Source organism: Exiguobacterium sp. ERU653, assembly GCF_018617775.1.
Lineage (GTDB): Bacteria > Bacillota > Bacilli > Exiguobacteriales > Exiguobacteriaceae > Exiguobacterium > Exiguobacterium marinum.
In genome coordinates this window covers 219926-237965 of the sequence record NZ_JACSKV010000001.1, presented here as the reverse complement: position 1 = coordinate 237965, position 18040 = coordinate 219926, and the positions used below count along the sequence as shown (strand labels likewise).

The 18040-nt window shown below is 42.9% G+C and carries 20 protein-coding genes and 3 pseudogenes; 7 read left to right on the top strand and 16 right to left on the bottom strand.

All coding sequences use genetic code 11. From position 1 onward, the window contains the following. Positions 1 to 11: 11 nt before the first annotated feature. The 5 genes and pseudogenes from KNO95_RS01255 to KNO95_RS01235 form a co-directional block, all read right to left on the bottom strand. Complete coding sequence (locus tag KNO95_RS01255; protein WP_026826473.1) at positions 12 to 1049, bottom strand: rod shape-determining protein; 1038 nt, start codon at positions 1047 to 1049, stop codon at positions 12 to 14. 198 nt (positions 1050 to 1247) lie between these two features. After that, the gene (locus tag KNO95_RS01250; protein WP_026826474.1) at positions 1248 to 1688 is read right to left on the bottom strand and encodes a hypothetical protein; all 441 of its coding nucleotides are present in this window, start codon (positions 1686 to 1688) and stop codon (positions 1248 to 1250) included. 64 nt (positions 1689 to 1752) lie between these two features. Then, on the bottom strand, positions 1753 to 2583 hold the full coding sequence (locus tag KNO95_RS01245; protein WP_026826475.1) for a DUF2785 domain-containing protein: 831 nt from the start codon (positions 2581 to 2583) through the stop codon (positions 1753 to 1755). Positions 2584 to 2655: 72 nt separating this feature from the next. Then, on the bottom strand, positions 2656 to 2853 hold the full coding sequence (locus KNO95_RS01240) for a hypothetical protein (RefSeq protein WP_026826476.1): 198 nt from the start codon (positions 2851 to 2853) through the stop codon (positions 2656 to 2658). Positions 2854 to 3012: 159 nt separating this feature from the next. Further along, positions 3013 to 3216: pseudogene (locus tag KNO95_RS01235) on the bottom strand (JAB domain-containing protein); the annotation flags it as partial. Positions 3217 to 3743: 527 nt separating this feature from the next. On the opposite strand from KNO95_RS01235, the pseudogene KNO95_RS01230 reads away from it, so the two are divergent. Further along, positions 3744 to 5313, top strand: a pseudogene (locus KNO95_RS01230) (IS3 family transposase). Positions 5314 to 5381: 68 nt separating this feature from the next. Here KNO95_RS01230 and KNO95_RS01225 read toward each other — a convergent pair. The 4 genes and pseudogenes from KNO95_RS01225 to KNO95_RS01205 all read right to left on the bottom strand — a co-directional run bounded on the left by KNO95_RS01225 (position 5382) and on the right by KNO95_RS01205 (position 7409). Beyond that, positions 5382 to 6014: a peptidoglycan DD-metalloendopeptidase family protein gene (locus KNO95_RS01225; RefSeq protein ID WP_026826479.1), complete on the bottom strand. Its 633-nt coding sequence runs from the start codon at positions 6012 to 6014 to the stop codon at positions 5382 to 5384. Further along, positions 6011 to 6541, bottom strand: a pseudogene (locus tag KNO95_RS14380) (phage holin family protein). The gene KNO95_RS01225 and the pseudogene KNO95_RS14380 overlap by 4 nt, the downstream one beginning before the upstream one ends. A 192-nt stretch (positions 6542 to 6733) precedes the next feature. Then, on the bottom strand, positions 6734 to 6982 hold the full coding sequence (locus tag KNO95_RS01210) for a hypothetical protein (RefSeq protein WP_152538891.1): 249 nt from the start codon (positions 6980 to 6982) through the stop codon (positions 6734 to 6736). A gap of 154 nt (positions 6983 to 7136) precedes the next feature. Further along, the gene (locus KNO95_RS01205; RefSeq protein ID WP_051545988.1) at positions 7137 to 7409 is read right to left on the bottom strand and encodes a phage holin family protein; all 273 of its coding nucleotides are present in this window, start codon (positions 7407 to 7409) and stop codon (positions 7137 to 7139) included. Between the two features lie 177 nt (positions 7410 to 7586). Here KNO95_RS01205 and KNO95_RS01200 point away from each other — a divergent pair, with 177 nt between their 5' ends. The 4 genes from KNO95_RS01200 to KNO95_RS01185 all read left to right on the top strand — a co-directional run bounded on the left by KNO95_RS01200 (position 7587) and on the right by KNO95_RS01185 (position 10832). Further along, positions 7587 to 8249 carry a hypothetical protein gene (locus KNO95_RS01200; protein WP_026826481.1) on the top strand — a complete coding sequence of 221 codons (663 nt, stop codon included), beginning with the start codon at positions 7587 to 7589 and terminating at the stop codon, positions 8247 to 8249. 610 nt (positions 8250 to 8859) lie between these two features. Continuing rightward, positions 8860 to 9738 (top strand): ParA family protein, encoded by an 879-nt coding sequence (locus tag KNO95_RS01195; protein WP_034771162.1) that lies wholly within the window; start codon positions 8860 to 8862, stop codon positions 9736 to 9738. A gap of 1 nt (position 9739) precedes the next feature. Further along, positions 9740 to 10159: a hypothetical protein gene (locus tag KNO95_RS01190; RefSeq protein WP_026826483.1), complete on the top strand. Its 420-nt coding sequence runs from the start codon at positions 9740 to 9742 to the stop codon at positions 10157 to 10159. Further along, a complete protein-coding gene (locus KNO95_RS01185) occupies positions 10152 to 10832 on the top strand; it encodes a hypothetical protein (protein WP_026826484.1) in 681 nt (226 codons plus the stop codon). The genes KNO95_RS01190 and KNO95_RS01185 overlap by 8 nt, the downstream gene beginning before the upstream one ends. Before the next feature lie 359 nt (positions 10833 to 11191). On the opposite strand, the gene KNO95_RS01180 is transcribed toward KNO95_RS01185, so the two are convergent. Both KNO95_RS01180 and KNO95_RS01175 read right to left on the bottom strand, forming a co-directional pair. Continuing rightward, positions 11192 to 11800 (bottom strand): hypothetical protein, encoded by a 609-nt coding sequence (locus KNO95_RS01180; protein WP_026826485.1) that lies wholly within the window; start codon positions 11798 to 11800, stop codon positions 11192 to 11194. Further along, positions 11797 to 12510 carry a DUF3800 domain-containing protein gene (locus KNO95_RS01175; protein WP_026826486.1) on the bottom strand — a complete coding sequence of 238 codons (714 nt, stop codon included), beginning with the start codon at positions 12508 to 12510 and terminating at the stop codon, positions 11797 to 11799. The genes KNO95_RS01180 and KNO95_RS01175 overlap by 4 nt, the downstream gene beginning before the upstream one ends. Before the next feature lie 270 nt (positions 12511 to 12780). On the opposite strand from KNO95_RS01175, the gene KNO95_RS14375 reads away from it, so the two are divergent. Beyond that, a complete protein-coding gene (locus KNO95_RS14375) occupies positions 12781 to 12900 on the top strand; it encodes a recombinase family protein (protein WP_235181855.1) in 120 nt (39 codons plus the stop codon). An 18-nt stretch (positions 12901 to 12918) separates the two neighbouring features. After that, positions 12919 to 13383, top strand: coding sequence for a recombinase family protein (locus KNO95_RS01170; protein WP_026826487.1), 465 nt, complete (start codon positions 12919 to 12921; stop codon positions 13381 to 13383). Positions 13384 to 13624: 241 nt separating this feature from the next. Here the strand turns inward: KNO95_RS01170 and radC are convergent, their stop codons facing one another. The 5 genes from radC to KNO95_RS01145 form a co-directional block, all read right to left on the bottom strand. After that, a complete protein-coding gene (gene radC, locus KNO95_RS01165; protein ID WP_235181856.1) occupies positions 13625 to 14248 on the bottom strand; it encodes a RadC family protein in 624 nt (207 codons plus the stop codon). A 26-nt stretch (positions 14249 to 14274) separates the two neighbouring features. Next, the gene (locus KNO95_RS01160; RefSeq protein WP_026826489.1) at positions 14275 to 14859 is read right to left on the bottom strand and encodes a Maf family protein; all 585 of its coding nucleotides are present in this window, start codon (positions 14857 to 14859) and stop codon (positions 14275 to 14277) included. A 140-nt stretch (positions 14860 to 14999) separates the two neighbouring features. Next, positions 15000 to 15707 carry a hypothetical protein gene (locus KNO95_RS01155; protein ID WP_026826490.1) on the bottom strand — a complete coding sequence of 236 codons (708 nt, stop codon included), beginning with the start codon at positions 15705 to 15707 and terminating at the stop codon, positions 15000 to 15002. Beyond that, the gene (pilM, locus tag KNO95_RS01150) at positions 15704 to 17272 is read right to left on the bottom strand and encodes a pilus assembly protein PilM (RefSeq protein WP_026826491.1); all 1569 of its coding nucleotides are present in this window, start codon (positions 17270 to 17272) and stop codon (positions 15704 to 15706) included. Before pilM ends, KNO95_RS01155 begins: the two co-directional genes overlap by 4 nt. A gap of 12 nt (positions 17273 to 17284) precedes the next feature. Then, positions 17285 to 18037: a prepilin peptidase gene (locus tag KNO95_RS01145; RefSeq protein ID WP_026826492.1), complete on the bottom strand. Its 753-nt coding sequence runs from the start codon at positions 18035 to 18037 to the stop codon at positions 17285 to 17287. Between the last annotated feature and the right edge of the window lie 3 nt (positions 18038 to 18040).

Here is an 18040-nt window from a genome sequence, read left to right as displayed (position 1 = left end):
TGTCTCACCTCTCATCGCCGTGACGAGATGCCTGATTTCGAACGGAGGACGTCCATCATTTCAAGAGATTTCCCTGTACCAATCGCAACGCAGTCGAGTGGTTCATCCGCAACGAGTGTCGGGATGTGTGTCTCGTCTGAAATCACGTCGTCCAAGTTTTTAAGGAGCGCGCCGCCACCAGTCAAGACGATTCCGCGGTCCATCACGTCAGCTGCGAGTTCAGGAGGTGTTTGTTCGAGCGTCTGCTTGACACCTGCTAAAATCGCTTCGACCGTATCCGAAAGTGCTTCACACACTTCTGTAGATGTGACTTCGATTTGTTTCGGAAGTCCTGTCACGAGGTCGCGACCACGGATTTCCATCTTTTCCGCTTCGTTCGATGCATCGATGCGCGCCGAACCGACTTCCATTTTGAGCGTCTCGGCCGTACGTTCCCCGATCATGAGGTTGTACTTGTTTTTGATGTAACGAATAATGGCATCATCCATTTCGTCACCACCGACACGAATCGATTGGCTTGTCACGATGCCGCCGAGTGAGATCACTGCGACTTCGGTCGTTCCGCCACCGATATCGACGACCATCGAGCCAGTCGGTTCCCAAACCGGGAGGCCTGCACCGATTGCTGCCGCGAACGGTTCTTCGATTGTATATGCTTCACGAGCACCTGCTTGTTTAGCTGCGTCTTCGACGGCACGTTTTTCAACAGACGTGATACCGCTCGGTACACAAATCATGACGTTCGTCTTCGATGCGAACAAACCGCCTTTTGATTTTTGAGCTTGTTCCATGAAGTATTTAATCATCGTTGCAGTCGTTTCAAAGTCAGCGATGACGCCGTCTTTCATAGGACGACGTGCAGAGACGTTCCCTGGAGTACGTCCAATCATATCTTTGGCCTGGTTACCAACGGCCTCAATTCTTCCTGTATCAGTGCGGAACGCCACGACGGACGGTTCACGTACAACAATTCCTTGACCTTTTACATAAACGAGCGTGTTAGCCGTTCCAAGGTCGATTCCGATTTCTCGGTTAAAACTACGAAACATAGGTGTTGCTCCTCTCTTCGTTACACTATTTTTTATTATAACGGAAAAATCATGTTTGAAAACGTTCATTCGATTACAGGTTATTTACAATAACCGCATCTCAGTCCTGTCTCACCGTCTTTTAGTTTGCCTTCTTTTCGGTAAAAAGGCAAATCAAAAAAGCAGACGCGAGTAAGCGTCTGCCTAAGAAGAGAACGGTTACAATCCTGGTTGGAGCGGGATGAGTAACATCGCCCCGTAGAAGAAGACCGAGAAAATTAATACTGGTCGAAAGAAGCGGGACGGTTTCAGGCGTGTCGCTCCCGCCAAAAAGCTCGATGTCGTCACGACGAAAAGGTAGATGCCGACGTACATGAGCATGAGGCGGACGAGTACCGTCCACATGCCGAGTTGGTCGATTTCATTAAAAGAGAGCACAATAAGACCAATATAAGCGATGAGCGATAGAGCACCGACCCCGATGCCGACAAGCGGTGAGACACGGTCGAGCCAATGGTCCTCGTCGAACCGAAGGAAGAGCACCGTACTTACAAATAAAAACAAGATAAACAGGACAATCGAGAAAAGTGTCGGTTCTAAGTGTATGTAGCTGACGAATAGTGACATCCCGATCATCAAAACCCAAATGATTTTTTCCATAAAAACACCTCGTTTGTTTTCTAATCAAAATCCAGATTCGATTAGAGTAAACTACGTTCCTTGATCACAACTTTTTCAGTGCGGCAAGAATAGATTGTTGTATCAGATCATGCCGCTGCTCTTCATTTAAACGGACATACAGACTCTTCAAAAATGTTTTCACATTATGCACGACGCACCAAAATTTTTCCTCATCAAGATCTTGTTTACGTTCTTCTAAGAGATGTGGGAGCCGCTCCACATGACGAAGGATGATTTCAGAATCCATCCCTCGTTCGAGTAAACGTAGAATGGGATGGATAAGGCGTTCGTCTTCATCATGCGCCAACACCTCAGAACGCATGATTTGATCGATGATGACGTTGAAGAGTTGCGGAAATGACTCTGGATCCAGTTTCGGATTTGCGATCAGTTCGTCCACCGCGTCTGCCGCGTGAGCAATCGAGTGGGCCCACCCCTTCCCGTTGACATAACCTCTTGTATCTTTTTCGAGCTGAAGATATCGAATCAGACCTTCTGACGCCTGCTGGAATTGTTCATCTGTCAAAAAGTTCTCTTCTACATCCCGATGCAGAATCAAGGCCATCAATAAAGTCGTGAATGCTCTCGTGAAGACAGCGTCAGACTGTGTTTCTTCAATCCCATGAAACAAGAGAACATGCAAGGACGTCCCAAGGAGTTCACTCATCTTGTCGTAATCGATGTCTTTTTGTTCAATGATGAGGCGAAAGAATATCGTATAAATGAGTCGGTCACGGAGTTCGCCGTCCGTTGACTCGATATGCTGAACCATACTTGTGAGAATGGCTTCTTTGTTTTTTTCGTAATACGTTAAATCTCCATCTTTCATCATCTGAAGGGCTTCTTTTAATTCGTTTTCCGACAATACATTCATATTCCTACACCGCTCTTCTCAATATGATTCTCCATATAATCTTTAGCCAAATGACAGTATAAATAGCGCTGTTCATTCAGGCCTTTCATTCGGATGTTGTGATGACTCTTCTTCTCCGGAATAGATCATCCACAAACTCAACATCAAACAAATCAATCCGCCCAGACCAGTCGTAATCAAGGACAATTGCTCATCAAAAAATGCTTTACTGACTGCTAAGAAAAGGAGAAACAGCCAACCAATCAAATTCCATATCGTAATTCGCGACATTCGATAACCTCCTATGAACAAACTTATTCATCATTATTTCTGCTCTCTTCAAATTCTACATCTCCATTCACATTTTTCCAACTATATCCAAAATTTAATGAGGTGCCAGTGCTCTCGTAAACACAAAAAGCAGACATCACGATGCCTGCTCTCTACTCCTTACCCATTCATATATCCCCGCTGCTTCATGCTGACGTAATGGTCTTCCCCGATGATAACATGGTCGAGACAGGCGATGCCGACGATATTGCCCGCCTCACAGAATACATCACGAGGGTGTACGATGGAGGAGTTGAGCCCACCGACGAAGAGCGTCTTCCGGGCAATCAGTTGGTTCTTCGTATTCAAATACAGACATCTGAACTAGATATAAATACTATAATCACATTTACTTTCGTTCACTATCTTCATATTAAAATTAAATATTTTTGAAGTGGCGCGACAAACTCTTAAATAGAGTTCTTACTTATGATGTATCATACCTTCTTTTAACGATATAGACACATGACGACTTCTTCCTAGAGCATTATGCTTTGTATGACGTGATGATATTGGAGATTTTTAGATATAGCAAACCATTCCGCCAAGCAAGCGAAGAGGAACTAAACTGGATCTATACACGACTCACGACTGCTCTTGAGAGGCGAGATGTCATCTTCAGCATTGAAAAAATCCTAAAAGGTCGAGTCTTGTTACGCGTCAGCTGTGACAGCGACCTATGTTCTGTGTACTTCAATTTCATGACAGGTCGTTTTTCACGGCCGATAGATTTGTCTGTTCCTGAAAAAGACATTGCCCAATAAAAAAGGCCCCACTCGTTTTGAAATGCTCCCCGATAGGTAGACAGATGAAATAACAAATCTGTTTATTCTATTGGGGAGTGTTTTTTTATGGCGAGAAGTCGGCATTCGATCGAACAAAAACTGAGTGCGCTGCGCATGATAGAAGCAGAGACATACACATGGAAGGAAATTATGGAGGCCCATGACGTTTCTAAGGATGCCCTCCGGGTGTGGAAAGTGAAATTCGATACCGGTGGGATTGATGCGTTGAAGGAATCGAAGACATGGAAACTGTACACCAAGGAACAGAAGCTCGCGGCCGTCCGTGACTATCTCGATGGGTTCACTAAAATGGAGGTTCTCTCCAAACATCAAATCAGTGATTGGTCTGTTCTTCGGAGATGGATTAAGAAGTATACTAGTCATAGCGAGTTAACAGATTCGAGAAAAGGGATGGATCGAGCTATGGCAAAAGGGAGAAAGACCACATTCGAGGAACGCATGGAGATCGTCAGGTATTGCCTGGACAATGGACGGAACATCAACGGACGGCCGAGATGTTCGCCGTGTCGTATCAACAGGTCTATGGGTGGACGAAAAAATATGACGCCGACGGCGTGCACGAGCTCGAGGACCGGCGTGGACGGACGAAGCAAGAAGAGGAACTGACCAACGAGGAGAAGCTCGAACGTCGCATCCAACAAATCGAGCGGGAGAACGAGCGCCTCCGGGCCGAGAACCTGTTCCTAAAAAAGTTAGAGGAGATCGAGAGGAGAGGTTGATCAGCCAGATCCGGCTACAATTGCGTTACATGGCGATCGAGGAAATGTCGACAACCGATACGTTCCCGGTCGTGCTCCTGTGTGAGATCGCGCAGGTTTCACGGGCCGCCTACTATAAATGGTTGAAGCGTACCGTCTCGGTACGCGAGGAGGAGAACATGAGCCTACTGGAGGACATCCGCCTCCTCTATGATCAGGTGAACGGGACCTACGGCTATCGACGGATCACCATGACGGTCAACCGCAGACGACGTCAGCATGGCCTGCCGGCATACAACGAGAAGCGCATCTATCGTCTCATGCGCATCCATGAGATCCGTTCGGTCATCCGCCCGAAGCGAAAACGGTACAAAAAGTCGTCCCCGCAGCATGTGGCCGAGAACCTGATGAACCGGGAATTCAGTGCGTCCCGACCTGACGAGAAATGGTGCACCGACGTCACCGAGTTCAAATATGGCGCCGGGAAGAAGGCGTATCTGAGCGCGATCATCGACCTCTATGACGGCTCGATCGTCGCCTATCGCATCGGGAAATCTAACAACAACGCGCTCGTCTTCCAGACGATGATGCCAGCGATCGCGGGGCTCCGTACAGGAGCGGGTCCGATGATCCATAGTGACCGAGGATATCAATACACATCGAGAGGGTTCAGTCGCATGGTAGAAGATGCGGGGCTGACCCACAGCATGTCCCGGGTCGGACGTTGTCTCGACAACGCCCCGATCGAGAGCTTTTGGGGTACCCTGAAAGTCGAGATGTACTACCTGCGTGAGTTTCAGGCCTATAGCGAACTCACGTCGGCCATCGAGACCTACATATCATTCTACAACCATGACCGTTTCCAGAAACGGCTAAACGGCTTGAACCCTGTCGAATACAGGTCTCAAGCCGCCTAGTTTGGTTTTCATTATTTGCCCTGTCTACTTGACGGGGAGCAGTTCAGTTTGAGTGGGGCTTCGTGCGTTCAGATGCCTTTTGACTTGATGACCTTGCCATTGAGCTCAAGCGTCGTCTTGTCGTCCGGTTGCACCCAGGCACCTGAAGCAATTGCATGATTAAACGTCTGCTTGTAGCCGCGTTTTCCTGTTGTATCAACCTTGAACACATCCATAGGATTCAAGGTTGAATCGCGCCCCGCCTTCCAGATGTTCGACGAACGGAATAATGTTGGTGAGTACGTAGGATAGTCGATATCTGTGTCGAGCTCGATGTGTAGGTGAGGCGAACCGCCATAACGTCCGGTAGATCCGTAGTCGGCAATCTTTGCATTTTCCGGTACGACGACATCCCCGACCTTGACGTAAACCTCAGCAAGGTGCGCCATGCGGACCACGAGGCGACGCGCACCTTTCTTCGACCCATAGAGGACGTCAACTGGATTCTCACTGATAGCGATGACGCTACCGCCCATGAGTGTGTCATTTCCAACAGCAGTGACTTTCATTTTGAAAGGAGCATATACACTCAAATCTTTACGTTTTAGATCCGCCATATCAATCCCAAAGTGCTGAAATTCCATCGCTTTATGACAAGTGGGATTTTTGTATCCAGCGATGATGCGAGCATTGTTCAGTAACAATATAGCTTTCTCAATCATTTGTCTTCCTCCTTTGTAACTATAACTTCCTTCTCAGCTAATTCCTTATCAATAAGAACCTCTCGGCTGACCGGCTTGACTTGTTCGTCCTCTGGTGCCACGTCCTGTGCAATACGGTCAACGGTCGGCTCTGGTTTGTCGCCCTGTAACTGCGCGAGGACATCGACCAATTGTTGCGGAAGTGGCACACCTAGAAGCGCGCAGTTCTCGGTGACTGACAAACCTTTTCGAGCGATATAGTAATAGATCACGAGTGTACGCAGAACAGGCATCGAGTTATTCAACATCTCGTCTGCGAGAACAGCAACGATGATAACAAAAAAGACAACACCCTTCCGGATGCCCCCTCAAAACATAACATCGCTATTTATTTTTTTATACTTGGCTGCGGCAAGAAATCCTGTCATATAATCTATGACGATTAGTGTGACGAGCAGTTTAATCGCCACATCCCATCCCCCTAATAGAGCGGTGACTCTCGTCGCGATTATTACGACGATTCCCTCTGCGAATTGTTGTGTGCGCATAACGCGCCTCCTTTTCGGGATCTTGGCAGGTTGCATACACTGAGTGAGCCCCTTTGCATTAGTATGAATTACTCCATGAGAAAAGGCGCCGATAGAACGACGCCGAAACAAAATGAATTTATTAACATTGTTTAAAATATCTTTTAAACATAAACTTAATTGAGGTGTATAGTTGACAGCTTTTTGTAGAATTCATCCTATTCTAATAAAAATGCCGTCGCTTTTTTCGATCTTCTCAACATCTTCTCTGCTCTTTTTACCTTCTGGCAAGATTTTCAGAAGTTCAGTTTGTACATAAATTATTTCCTGCTCAGATAAAACTTTTGGCTTTTCAATCTCTAGATTCGCTCCTTTTAAAAAAGCCAACATTTCACTTCCTTTCAAATATCCAAATAACTTCAAGGTATAGATACTATCTTCTTCAAATTCAGCATAATGCACCGCGAACAATTCCCGGTCAGAATACATCTGATTTCACACCTTTCTTTAGACTTCTGTTCGATATTTTATATTCGATTATAAATGCAGTAGTCCTTCTCTTTTGTAAATAGATTATGTTATTTAAAGGATTTGTTCATAATTTCCGGCAAATAACTCAATACCGCTGTCGACAAGGTACCGATACACTTGTGATTTCAGTGATAATTAGTCCCACTCGTGCAATATAGCAATAGATGACTAGTGTCCATAAAACAGACATCGAATTATTAATCATCTCATCTGTGAAGACAGCAACAATGATTACAAAAAAGACGATATCTTTATGGATGCCGCCCTCAAACATGACATCTCTATTTAGTATTTTATGGTTGGCTGCGGTGAGAAGCCCTGTCATATAATCTATGATGACGAGTAGTTTAATCGCCACATCCCATCCCGCTAATCGAGAGATGACGACGGCTCCTTATGTTGTTTGTTGTGTACGCATGATGCGCCTCCTTTTCGGAGTCGTGAAAGATTGTATCCTCTATGTGATCCCCTCATAATAATCATTAATGAATAAACTTTGATGTATGGCCAGTCCATATTAGGAGGAGATGTTTTAATGAAATTTAATAAAGCAAACTTACACAGACTCGATAATGATATCTCGAATAATATTTTAGAATCGGCAGTTCAAATGATACCTATCGTTGGTGGTCCCATAGCAACACTGGTCTTCGGGAGTCTTCGCGACATTCAAGCTAGACGCCTAGAGGATTTCCTTCATCAAATTTCAGCAGAAATCAATCAAGTAAAAATCCAATTTGTTGATTTTTCTCTTCATGATGAAGATAAATTAGCCGCGCTGTTAGAAGACCTCTTTGAAAAAGTTAGTAAAGAACCTCTTAAAGAAAAGCTACATTTTTTTAAATTATACTTTTTCAACATGTTACTTACTCCAACAGATACAAATTATGATGAAAGAAGATATTTTTTGCAGTGTCTTGAAAACATGAATCTAATGGATTGTAGAGCCGTGCTTCATTTAAATGAATTCAAAGAACCAGTAAGTTCATATGATTTGAACATTGATGGAATATCACAATATAAACTCACTGGTTCATTAAACCGTTTGAAACATTACGGTTTTGTGACTACATCTTCAAAAGGAATGACTTTCGGCACAACTAATAAAGAATTAGATGGAGATGTTGAAGTCAACTCATACGGTAAAGACTTCATCGATTTTTGTTTAACCGAATCAAAAAAAGCATCTGCAACATGACACTTATTTAATAAGATGACTAGCCTCTGGATGAAAAAATACCATTTAGCTACGTGAAGTTAAATTTGTTCTTCAATCAGCAATTTTTTGTAAGTCATCGTCTCGTCAAACTCTTGCGTCGTGATGTACGTCAGTTCAAGCGCTAAGAATGTCCGTGTCCGAATAGTTCTCTCCGGCGTACTTCTTGACGTGTGAAACGTACTCTTGACGGATTTCAGGGAAACGGCGTGTTCCGTCCTTATAGATTGCTTTTGCGTAGGCGATTACGAGCGATTGATAAAAAGGAAATTAAAGTGATCGGCAAGTTGGTGGCCGTTATGTCGCCGCCGGACTTTAAGTTTTGAGCACTATTATAAAAAGTAATGATTCTAGAAAATTTAAATATTAAGCAGAGTCAAAAAGTGTTGGATGCCCTCTATAATGGGTTTCCAATATTTTTTGACTTCGATTTAATGAATTGAACAATCTTGAGCACAATCCACATTGTATTAACCTATTTGTTGAACAATACGCAAATGTGAACATTTTATTTGGTATTATAGCTCTTAGAGAGGTTCCACTCTATTTCATAATATAGTGCTGCATATTCTACTTCATTGGGGGAAAAATAATGAACAGAGATGGAAAAGTTATTTCGTTTATAAATATGAAAGGCGGAGTTGGAAAAACAACATTATGTATCGAACTAGCCGATCAAATATCTAATAGACAAAAATCAGATGGATCAAACTATAAGATATTATTAATTGATATTGATCCACAGGCTAATTTAACTCAAGCTATAAATGAACATTTTTATCCTGCCGATGAGGATATTCCTACGAAATCTATTGAACTTCTTTTTAATAAAAAGCCAATGGGATTCAAGCCAGAAGATATAATTGTAAGTCTACCTAACGAAAACTTGGATTTGATTCCAGGTGAGTTGGAAACAGTATTTTTAGAGAGAGCAAGTGGAAATTCAACTAGTCAAAAACTAATGGATTTTATTCTGGATTACAAAATAAAAGAATCATACGATTTAATAATTGTAGATTGCCCACCTACATACTCAATTTATACCGAGATGGCTTTTTTCGTTAGTGACTACTATTTTATACCGGTAATTCCTGATAAATATTCATTGTTAGGTGTGGATTTGCTAGAACGTGTAGTTTCCGACATTATTTTAAACAATAAAAACTCCATATTTAAGGAAAAGGTACCACAAAATATCGGAGTAATTTTTACCAGAGTGAATGTGAAAGAAAAGCCAAAACAAGAAAATTACATGAATGCTCTTAAGTCATCTCCTCTTGCTAAAGCAAAGAATCTATACATTTTCCCTGAGCATTTTAAAGAATCTAATAAATTGTCTACATTTGAACTTGGAAAGTTAGTATCTGACACTGAAGATCAACGTTTACAAAAAATGATGGACAACATATGCGATGATTTTTTAGCAAGAATTGATAGCTTTAACAATCCTACATTGGAAGGAGACGATTAAAGTGAATAATTATCTCGATAAGAAGATACAAAAACTTTCTACTGACAAAGATGAAATTCAATTAAAAATGGATTTATACAGTACAATGATCCCTTTTTTATTATCTACTGATAATTTTAGTAGGAATAATGAAATCAAAGATTTTACTAACCGATTAAAACTAAAAGAAGAAATGAAAGATTACTTATTTGCGAGTAGAACTCAAGTAGCAGGTCGTATAGTTAGGGAAATAGAAGATTTTAATGAAATTCAATTAAAAGAAAACATTCAAATCTTTAAAGCTTATAATAATTCCAAGATAAATAATATAAGTGAGCAGTCTAATCGAAATGTTTCAAGGAAAAATAAGAATAAAGCAGAAGAAAAAATACTTAAAATGATGGATAAATACAGTAGAAATAAGGATAGTATAGATGAATAGAGATCGACGAATTCGAAAAGATTTTGAAAGTTACCAGAATTTTTTGAATGAATATTTTCCGAAATTCAATTCAATAGAAGAAGATTTATATGACTTTTATTCGTATGTAAATAACACATTTGTTTTATGTGATTTACTTATCGAACATAATAAAGTTGATAAAAGTAACAACTACTTTAACCTTATTATTGAGTATAGAGAGTTTTATGCGCGGTTACTAACGACAGTTGCAATAAACGATAAATTTTTGATTGAAAACATTTTGAGGATAATAATCGAAAAAATTTACAGGATTCTTTTTGGAATATTAAAAGACAAAAAAATTGAACGAACTATTCGTAAAGAATCTCGTGAAAAAATGAAAAAAATATTGGAAGGAACTATTGAAATCAGTAGATTCGAGTCGTTAAATAATTTATATAACGACTATTCTCAAAAGGTTCATCATACAGATTCTGTTCCTACTGACTATTATGATCTTACTAAACGCTTAGAATATAAGGAACATTCTTTGAGAGAATTTATTAAAAGCATGGAAAAAATAGAGAAGATTTTTTTACATGAAGTTTTTTTAGTTTTGTCGCCTGATAGTGAAAAAGAAGAAACTTCATATAGAATGAAAATTCGAAACAATACTTCTGATTATATAATTAACACTCTAAATCTGAACTAATTCTGAAACAGCAACATCTACTATTCAGTAAATTTCTACAAACCCGTCTGACTTTCTCTGCATATATTCTGATAGAGTACTCATGATTACAAAAAAGCAGACCGTAATAAGAAAGATGAAATTAATCTAAATCACTTAAATAAAAGCAAACAAAAACCACCTTTTAATGGGTGGTTTTTGTGCATCAATAGTTGCATATTTAATTTTACTTTAAAAAATTTTATTTTTACCCATTTCCTATTATTTTAAACTGTTGACTTTATCCACAGAAATAATCTATATTTAAGGTGCTCATATACCAAGTTGTATAAGGAGACACCGCTCATCGAATATCGAAGGGCGGCCTTTTTTTTGTGAATTTAAAAAGGTGATTTCTTAAATTTAACATAATCTTTGTCAAACTGTTTAGCTGAGTCAACGTAAAATACAGGATATGCTGCAACAAGTATATAATTATCACTTTTTGAGTTAAAACGTAAAATGATAATGTAATCAATGTCAAGCTCATGATCTACAAAACGAATGAACTCTCTGGTCTCCCATTTGTTACTTCTTTTATTTTTTATTTTTTTCTTAAATTGCATAACCCTTGGATCACCAGTATTACAAAGTGATAGAATAGCTTCTGTAAAATTTATTCTATGGGCTCTGTAAGTACATAACTTCCTTTCTCCTAATCCTCCTTTTAAATCTACTTTAAAGGCCTCAGTATCACAGTTTGTGGGACATATTCTTTTTGATTCACATCTTGTACAAGGTAACACTTTAAATGTTTCACCTAGTCCAAGCGAGACCAAATGCCAAAATTCACTTTCTCTTCCTAGTATTAAATGTTCGTGTCTTAAAATGACTTTTTTCCCGTTAAAAATTAATCCTTTACTTTTTAAACTCCGAAAATATTCGTATATGCGGTCAAAATTTTGATGAAAATCAGTGCTTGAGACAGGAATAATTTCAAAATTACTCATTCCTTTACCACCGTTCCTCTCGGAGTCCAAACAAAACGATTAAATTTCTTCTCCCTAATCGATGTTGTTGTGATTAAAGAAGTAGAAATATAACTTTCGATATATGAGATGAGTTCTTGTTTAGCATCGCTAGTTTTCATTTTTCTAGATTTGTAACTACACGCGCCTATAAATAAATCGCACAACTGCAAAAGTTCACTTTCGTTCGACCTAATTTGTACCATATCCTTGATTTTATATGTGGAAGTAAAATAACGTGGATTATTTTTAATAATTTTATTTAATGTATTTAATTTTTCTCCGCCATGAGTATCCTTAATATCCAGAAAAAATCTATATTCATGTTTATCTTCCATTAAATTATTTAATAACAAATAATACATTTTATAAAACCAAGTATCATGATCGCTATCATTAAATTTTTCATGATCTAATTCTTTTTTTCCATTAGCAATTACAACCCTTAGATATAAATCCTCGTGTTGAAAAAAATAATCCACTAATTCCTTATACATTTCAATCTTACTTGGAGAAACTTTCACCCATTTAATTTCCGACCACGATGAGACTCCATGCTTAGACTTTATAGAACGAATATTAGAATAGTGCAGAGTTTTATTATCCTCTTGACATTGAATTGCTCCTAAAACCATTGAGTCAAACCCATCATTTTGAATATGACAGCTTTCATCACAGAAAACTAATTTCATAAGAAAACCCTCTCATTTAGATAATCATAATCCTAGTCTATATATTAAAATTAATTATTTTTACGTCATTAATTATTTATTATCGTTTATTAATAAAACAAGGGTACTACAAATTTATGATTAGTACAATTTAAGTTATCGATTACATTTAATAACCATTTTCCAATATATTTTTCCCTTAATATAACATATATCATTTATACCTAATTCTTGAAAACTAAATTCAAATGAGTAGTAAATTTTATATAATATTTTAAAGGAGGTTTCGGGATGAGTGAAAAACGAATAGGACTCTATATTAGAGTTTCGACAGAAGAACAAGCTGTTGAAGGCTACTCTATTTCAGGTCAGCGTGAACGCTTAAAAGCATTTTGTGTCGCACAGAGTTAGGAAACGATTAAATTTTATGTGGATGAAGGGATCTCTGGACGTTCCACAGAGCGCCTAGCACTAAAGAAAATGATGAAAGACATCGAGGATGGGTTAATTGATGTACTACTAGTGTATCGACTTGATCGACTTACTAGAAGTGTTCGTGATTTACACGACATTTTGGATTTCCTTGAGAAACACAACTGTCAATTCCGTTCAGCAACAGAAGTCTATGATACCTCGACAGCTATGGGCAGAATGTTCATTACCATCGTAGCTGCTATAGCCGAATGGGAATCCGCGAACTTAGGTGAGCGAGTAAGACTCGGGCAGATTGAAAAAGCAAGACAAGGTGAATGGTCCGCTCCCGCTCCGTATGGCTTCAGAAAGAACAATCAAAAACGCCTGGAAGTAAATCCAGACGAGATTGAGGTCGTAAAACTAAAAGCACATAAGGTTAAAGAGTGTAACAGCTTCCATCAACTATTGATGTATATGTAAAATATGTCCTTCAAGCTGCGAAAATCATATAATTGGCAGATTTCATCTCTCCTAGACTATTTCATAAACATAATTCATTATGGTGGCTATAAAATTGAACGATGAAGTCTAAAAGGTGCTTAAGAACGAACTTTGACCAAAGGAGATTTTGTGCAGCTACAAAACATCAACTTCAGGGAAAAACAAATTGTAAAACCGTACAAATTAAAAAGCAGACATCACGATGCCTGCTCTCTACTCCTCATCCATTCATATATCCCCGCTGCTTCATACTGATATAATGGTCCTCCCCGATGATGACATGGTCGAGACAGGCGATGCCGACGATATTGCCCGCTTCGACCAACCGTTCAGACACCTCGATGTCTTCCCGACTCGGGGTCGCGTCCCCGCTCGGATGATTGTGAACGGCGATAAAGCACGCCGCCGACAACTTGAGCGCCTCGCGGAACACATCGCGCGGGTGCACGATGGACGAGTTGAGCCCACCGACGAACAACGTCTTCCTCGCGATGAGCTGATTTTTTGTGTTCAAATACAGACAGACGAAATGTTCTTGATTCAACAGTCTCAATTCATCCCGCAACAACTCATACGCGTCTTGCGGTGAACGAATCGTCGGCATACTCACTTTCGGTTCCTCGACGTACCGAATCCCAATCGTAAACGCGGCCAGGAGTTGCTCCGCTTTCTTCTTCGTCATCCCTTCGATTTTGCACAAATCGTGGACGGACGCTTGCGATAACGCCCGTAACGTCGGGTACACGTCTGAGATGCGGCGTGCCGTCTCCATCGGATCAGGTCCCCGTCCCCCGATTTGAAGCAATCTGGCGATGGCGGTCTCTACACTACGATCAAGCACCATGGTCATTCCTTCACCTACTTTCAAGTTCACAGGAAGCGAGGCGTCACCCCATGCCGTTCGAGCGTCTTGACGAGCGGATGGATCGGTAAGCCGACGACATTATAAAAATCCCCTTCGATTCCTTCGACGAAGAGACCACCCGACCCTTGGATGCCATACGCGCCAGCCTTATCGTAGGGCTCTGTCGAATCCAGATAATCTTCTAGCCATGTTTCAGGAATCTCGGCGAACGTCACATGCGTCGTCGTGACGAATAAATCTTGAGTCGCACCGATGATGCTCACACCCGTCAGCACTTCATGGGTCGAACCGGATAATCGTTCAAGCATCCGTTTCGCATCCTCCCGGTCTGTCGGTTTCTCTAAAATGACGCCATTCAAAACGACGACCGTATCTGCACCGATGACGATGGCATCCCGGTGATGCCTCGCCACATCCATCGCTTTCTCTCGAGCGAGACGAGCTACATAATCATCCGGTGTCTCCCGACCGTCCGTCCCTTCCGTCACGGTTGATGGGATGACCTCATGTTCGATTCCTGCTTTCGTCAATAGCTCGGTGCGTCGTGGTGACATCGACGCGAGAATGACACGCTTCTGTGTTGAATTCATTGTATCGACTCCTTCTCTTCTTCTAAAACGGGGTTCCTTCCCGTTTCATTCTTCTCTGTTGATTGTAGGCAACGTGCCTCTTGAACACAATCATCCGTGGCGAAAAAAACGTCCCCTCAATTGAGAAGGGACGTGGCGACTCATGGTGTCGTATAGTCGTATACCGGGATATCCTTTTGCTCGAACGCCGGTTCCGGAATGTAGCGATCTGGAACGAGCTGATCGAGGTCCGGACGATAGAAGGCATCGAGCTCGACTGTAAACTCGAGCGACTGCACTTCTTCAATCGTATTCGGTCCCGTCTCAGCGGGTCCGGTGAATTGGACCGTCCGCAACACGTGAATCCGATTCATCGACTCGATTGACTCGAGGAACGAGACGAGCGCTTCATACGTCTCTGCTTGCAGGTTGACCGTCGAACGGACCGTAGATGCGTTGACCGGGGCAACATCCGTCGGTTCAGCCGGTTCGTTCGTCGCACTCACATCAGCCGGATTGAACGGCTCGACCGTTTCTGGTACTTCTGACTCGGCTACCACGCCATCCGCGAATGCGATGCTCGTCACGTTGACACCCGCAAGAAGACTTGCCTGTGACAACGCTTCGACGACCGTGTCGAGAGCAGGCATCGTCGGAACGCGTGTCTGAAGCGTCTGAGAGTCCGCTACGTCAACGGCCTTCCCTTCTTGACGCAACAACTCCAGTTTTGTCTGCTCGAGCGAGAGGTCGCGTTCAAGCGCTTCGACCTCACCTTGTTTGACGTAATACGTATATCCGAAGTAAGCCGGTGCGATGATTGCGACGAGGAGGCAAATCGCAAATAACGCATAGATTGTCGAACGTTTCATTGACTCACCACCTCCTCATTCGTGTCCTCTTCTTCCGTCAATTCTTCCTCTACGTCCTCGAACATGAACGTGAACTCGCCGATATAGCGTGGGAGCGGGTCCTCTTCGAGCGAGTTCGGTTCTTCTACATCTACATCCGCTTTCAACTCCGTCGTCACACCGAGGAGATTGACGTCGAGGAAGCGCTCGTCGGTCATGAGCGAGCGTTGGAATTCATTTAAATTCTCTAACGTCTCGAACTGAGTCCGTACGCTCATGATGGAACCGTCTGCGTAGTTATACGTCAAGACGTAACCCGTCGGCGGCAATTGTTCGGTCAACGCGCGCAGTGCCGGCACCGCGTCCTTCTCCATGTCGGTCAACGCCGTCACGGTTTGGTCGAGCGAGACCACTTGCTGCGCTTTCGAATTCACCTGTTCGGTTTGATAAATTTGAACGAGCTGTAACTCTTCTTCGATTCGCATCTGTTCTGCTTCCAACTGGTCAACCTCATAGTACAAGTACCCGGCCGCCCCACCTCCGAGAAGAAGCGCGACGAGTCCCGTCACGATCGGCCAGCGGAGCGTCACATCGGTCGAGTTGATGAAGTTCGTATCCCGATCCCTCTGAAGCGTCGCCATCCCGAGGAGTGGGAGCATTTGATGCGATAACGGTGTCGCATGCACGATGGCGAGCGGTTGCTCGATACGCGTCACTGAGACGAGTGACTCTGACTGAATCATACGGACGAGGTCATCTACCTCAGGGACGGTACCGGAAACGTATAATTCATCGATGGCCCGTCCATCTGTCCGTAGCGAATAACGATAGAAGTCGAGGAAACGGGCGAGTTCGTTCAGCCAGTCATCCAGTTGATTCGCCTTCATCTCGCCTGAACCATCATATGTATACGTCACGACCCCGTCTTTCGTCCCTACCTGATACGGAAGATCCAATTCAATGGAACGAATGAAACGAATTTGTCCTTCTTCGAGCACGAGCAACTGATGCGAAAATGGCGTGATATGCCAAAGAAGCGTCGACTGGAACGGGTCGATCTCCGACAAGCGCATGACCCCGTTGGCGACCGCGACGGAACGTGGTGTGATCTTCTTCAAGGCGAGACCACGTTTTTTCATATAAGAACGGAGCGACTTCGTCAATTCAATAGAGACGGCATGTAACATGACGTCCGTCTTGACCCCATCTTCTCCTAACACTTCATAGTCGAACGACACGTCATCGAACGGCAAGATGATCGAGCTCCCGATTTCCATGAAGAGATAACCGCGAATCTCGTCCTTCGGAATCGAGGAAGGAATCTCGACTTTCCGTGACAACACCTCGGTCTCGTCTAACGCGACCGCACACGTCATCCCGCGTCGTACTTTCAACTTGCGACAGAGTTCATCGAAGGCGAGCGTGAACGCCGTCTCATCGAGAATCTTTCCTTCTCCGTATGTATCTTTTGCTAACTGAACCGAGGCGCTTCGTTTGAACACCCCTTGTTTGATAACGGCCCCGTGAATGCTGAGCGCATCAAACGAAAAATACGCGACCGTCCCTTTCTCTATCCCACGACTCATGATCGTTTCCCCCTACATCAACTCAAAATACCAATCAAAAAAGCTTTCACTAAACCAAAACGTCAACATCGTCCCGAGCGCGATAGATGGCACGAACGGAATCGGCTGTTTTCGTCCAATTTTCTTTGTCATCATCAATCCAATACCGACGACCGCACCAATCAAGCTCGATAGAAATAAGGCGACGAGCACGTCACGCGGACCGAGCACAAGACCGATCATAGTAAACAATTTGACGTCGCCTGCCCCAAGTCCCCCTTTTGACAAGAAAAAGACGGTCGCAAGGAGCGAAAATCCGAGGAGCGCTCCCGCAAGTGGTGTCCACCAGGATGCTCCAGTAATGTATGTAAGGACGAGTAGCACCGGTGCTGTGAATCGCAAAATAACGTTCGGCACGAGCATTGTCGATAAATCAGACACCGCCAGCGCCAGGAGCGTCGACAAGAAAGCGAACGCGAGAAGCGTCGTCACACTGAATCCGTAGAGTGAAAAGCTATAGCCATATCCGATGGCTCCGAGCAGTTCAAATATTGGATACGTCGGCGCGATCCGCTCGCCACACCCGTGACATCTGCCTCGAAGGGCAACATAGCCGAAAATCGGGATGAGTTCCCACGGTGACAATTCGTGACCGCAAGACGGACAATGTGACCGCGGCGTCACGATCGATTGCTGGCGTGGCACGCGGAGCCCGACGACGTTCGTGAACGACGTGATGACCGCCCCAAGGACGATGCTATATAGGAATCCAATCAATTCAATCAAGGA

Excerpts from the sequence above, each read along its gene's own strand:
- KNO95_RS01255 (WP_026826473.1), bottom strand. The coding sequence starts at position 1,049 with ATGTTTCGTAGTTTTAACCGAGAAATCGGAATCGACCTTGGAACGGCT.
- KNO95_RS01250 (WP_026826474.1), bottom strand. The coding sequence starts at position 1,688 with ATGGAAAAAATCATTTGGGTTTTGATGATCGGGATGTCACTATTCGTC.
- KNO95_RS01245 (WP_026826475.1), bottom strand. The coding sequence starts at position 2,583 with ATGAATGTATTGTCGGAAAACGAATTAAAAGAAGCCCTTCAGATGATG.
- KNO95_RS01240 (WP_026826476.1), bottom strand. The coding sequence starts at position 2,853 with ATGTCGCGAATTACGATATGGAATTTGATTGGTTGGCTGTTTCTCCTT.
- KNO95_RS01225 (WP_026826479.1), bottom strand. The coding sequence starts at position 6,014 with ATGATTGAGAAAGCTATATTGTTACTGAACAATGCTCGCATCATCGCT.
- KNO95_RS01200 (WP_026826481.1), top strand. The coding sequence starts at position 7,587 with ATGAAATTTAATAAAGCAAACTTACACAGACTCGATAATGATATCTCG.
- KNO95_RS01195 (WP_034771162.1), top strand. The coding sequence starts at position 8,860 with ATGAACAGAGATGGAAAAGTTATTTCGTTTATAAATATGAAAGGCGGA.
- KNO95_RS01185 (WP_026826484.1), top strand. The coding sequence starts at position 10,152 with ATGAATAGAGATCGACGAATTCGAAAAGATTTTGAAAGTTACCAGAAT.
- KNO95_RS01180 (WP_026826485.1), bottom strand. The coding sequence starts at position 11,800 with ATGAGTAATTTTGAAATTATTCCTGTCTCAAGCACTGATTTTCATCAA.
- KNO95_RS01175 (WP_026826486.1), bottom strand. The coding sequence starts at position 12,510 with ATGAAATTAGTTTTCTGTGATGAAAGCTGTCATATTCAAAATGATGGG.
- KNO95_RS14375 (WP_235181855.1), top strand. The coding sequence starts at position 12,781 with ATGAGTGAAAAACGAATAGGACTCTATATTAGAGTTTCGACAGAAGAA.
- radC (WP_235181856.1), bottom strand. The coding sequence starts at position 14,248 with ATGGTGCTTGATCGTAGTGTAGAGACCGCCATCGCCAGATTGCTTCAA.
- KNO95_RS01160 (WP_026826489.1), bottom strand. The coding sequence starts at position 14,859 with ATGAATTCAACACAGAAGCGTGTCATTCTCGCGTCGATGTCACCACGA.
- KNO95_RS01155 (WP_026826490.1), bottom strand. The coding sequence starts at position 15,707 with ATGAAACGTTCGACAATCTATGCGTTATTTGCGATTTGCCTCCTCGTC.
- pilM (WP_026826491.1), bottom strand. The coding sequence starts at position 17,272 with ATGAGTCGTGGGATAGAGAAAGGGACGGTCGCGTATTTTTCGTTTGAT.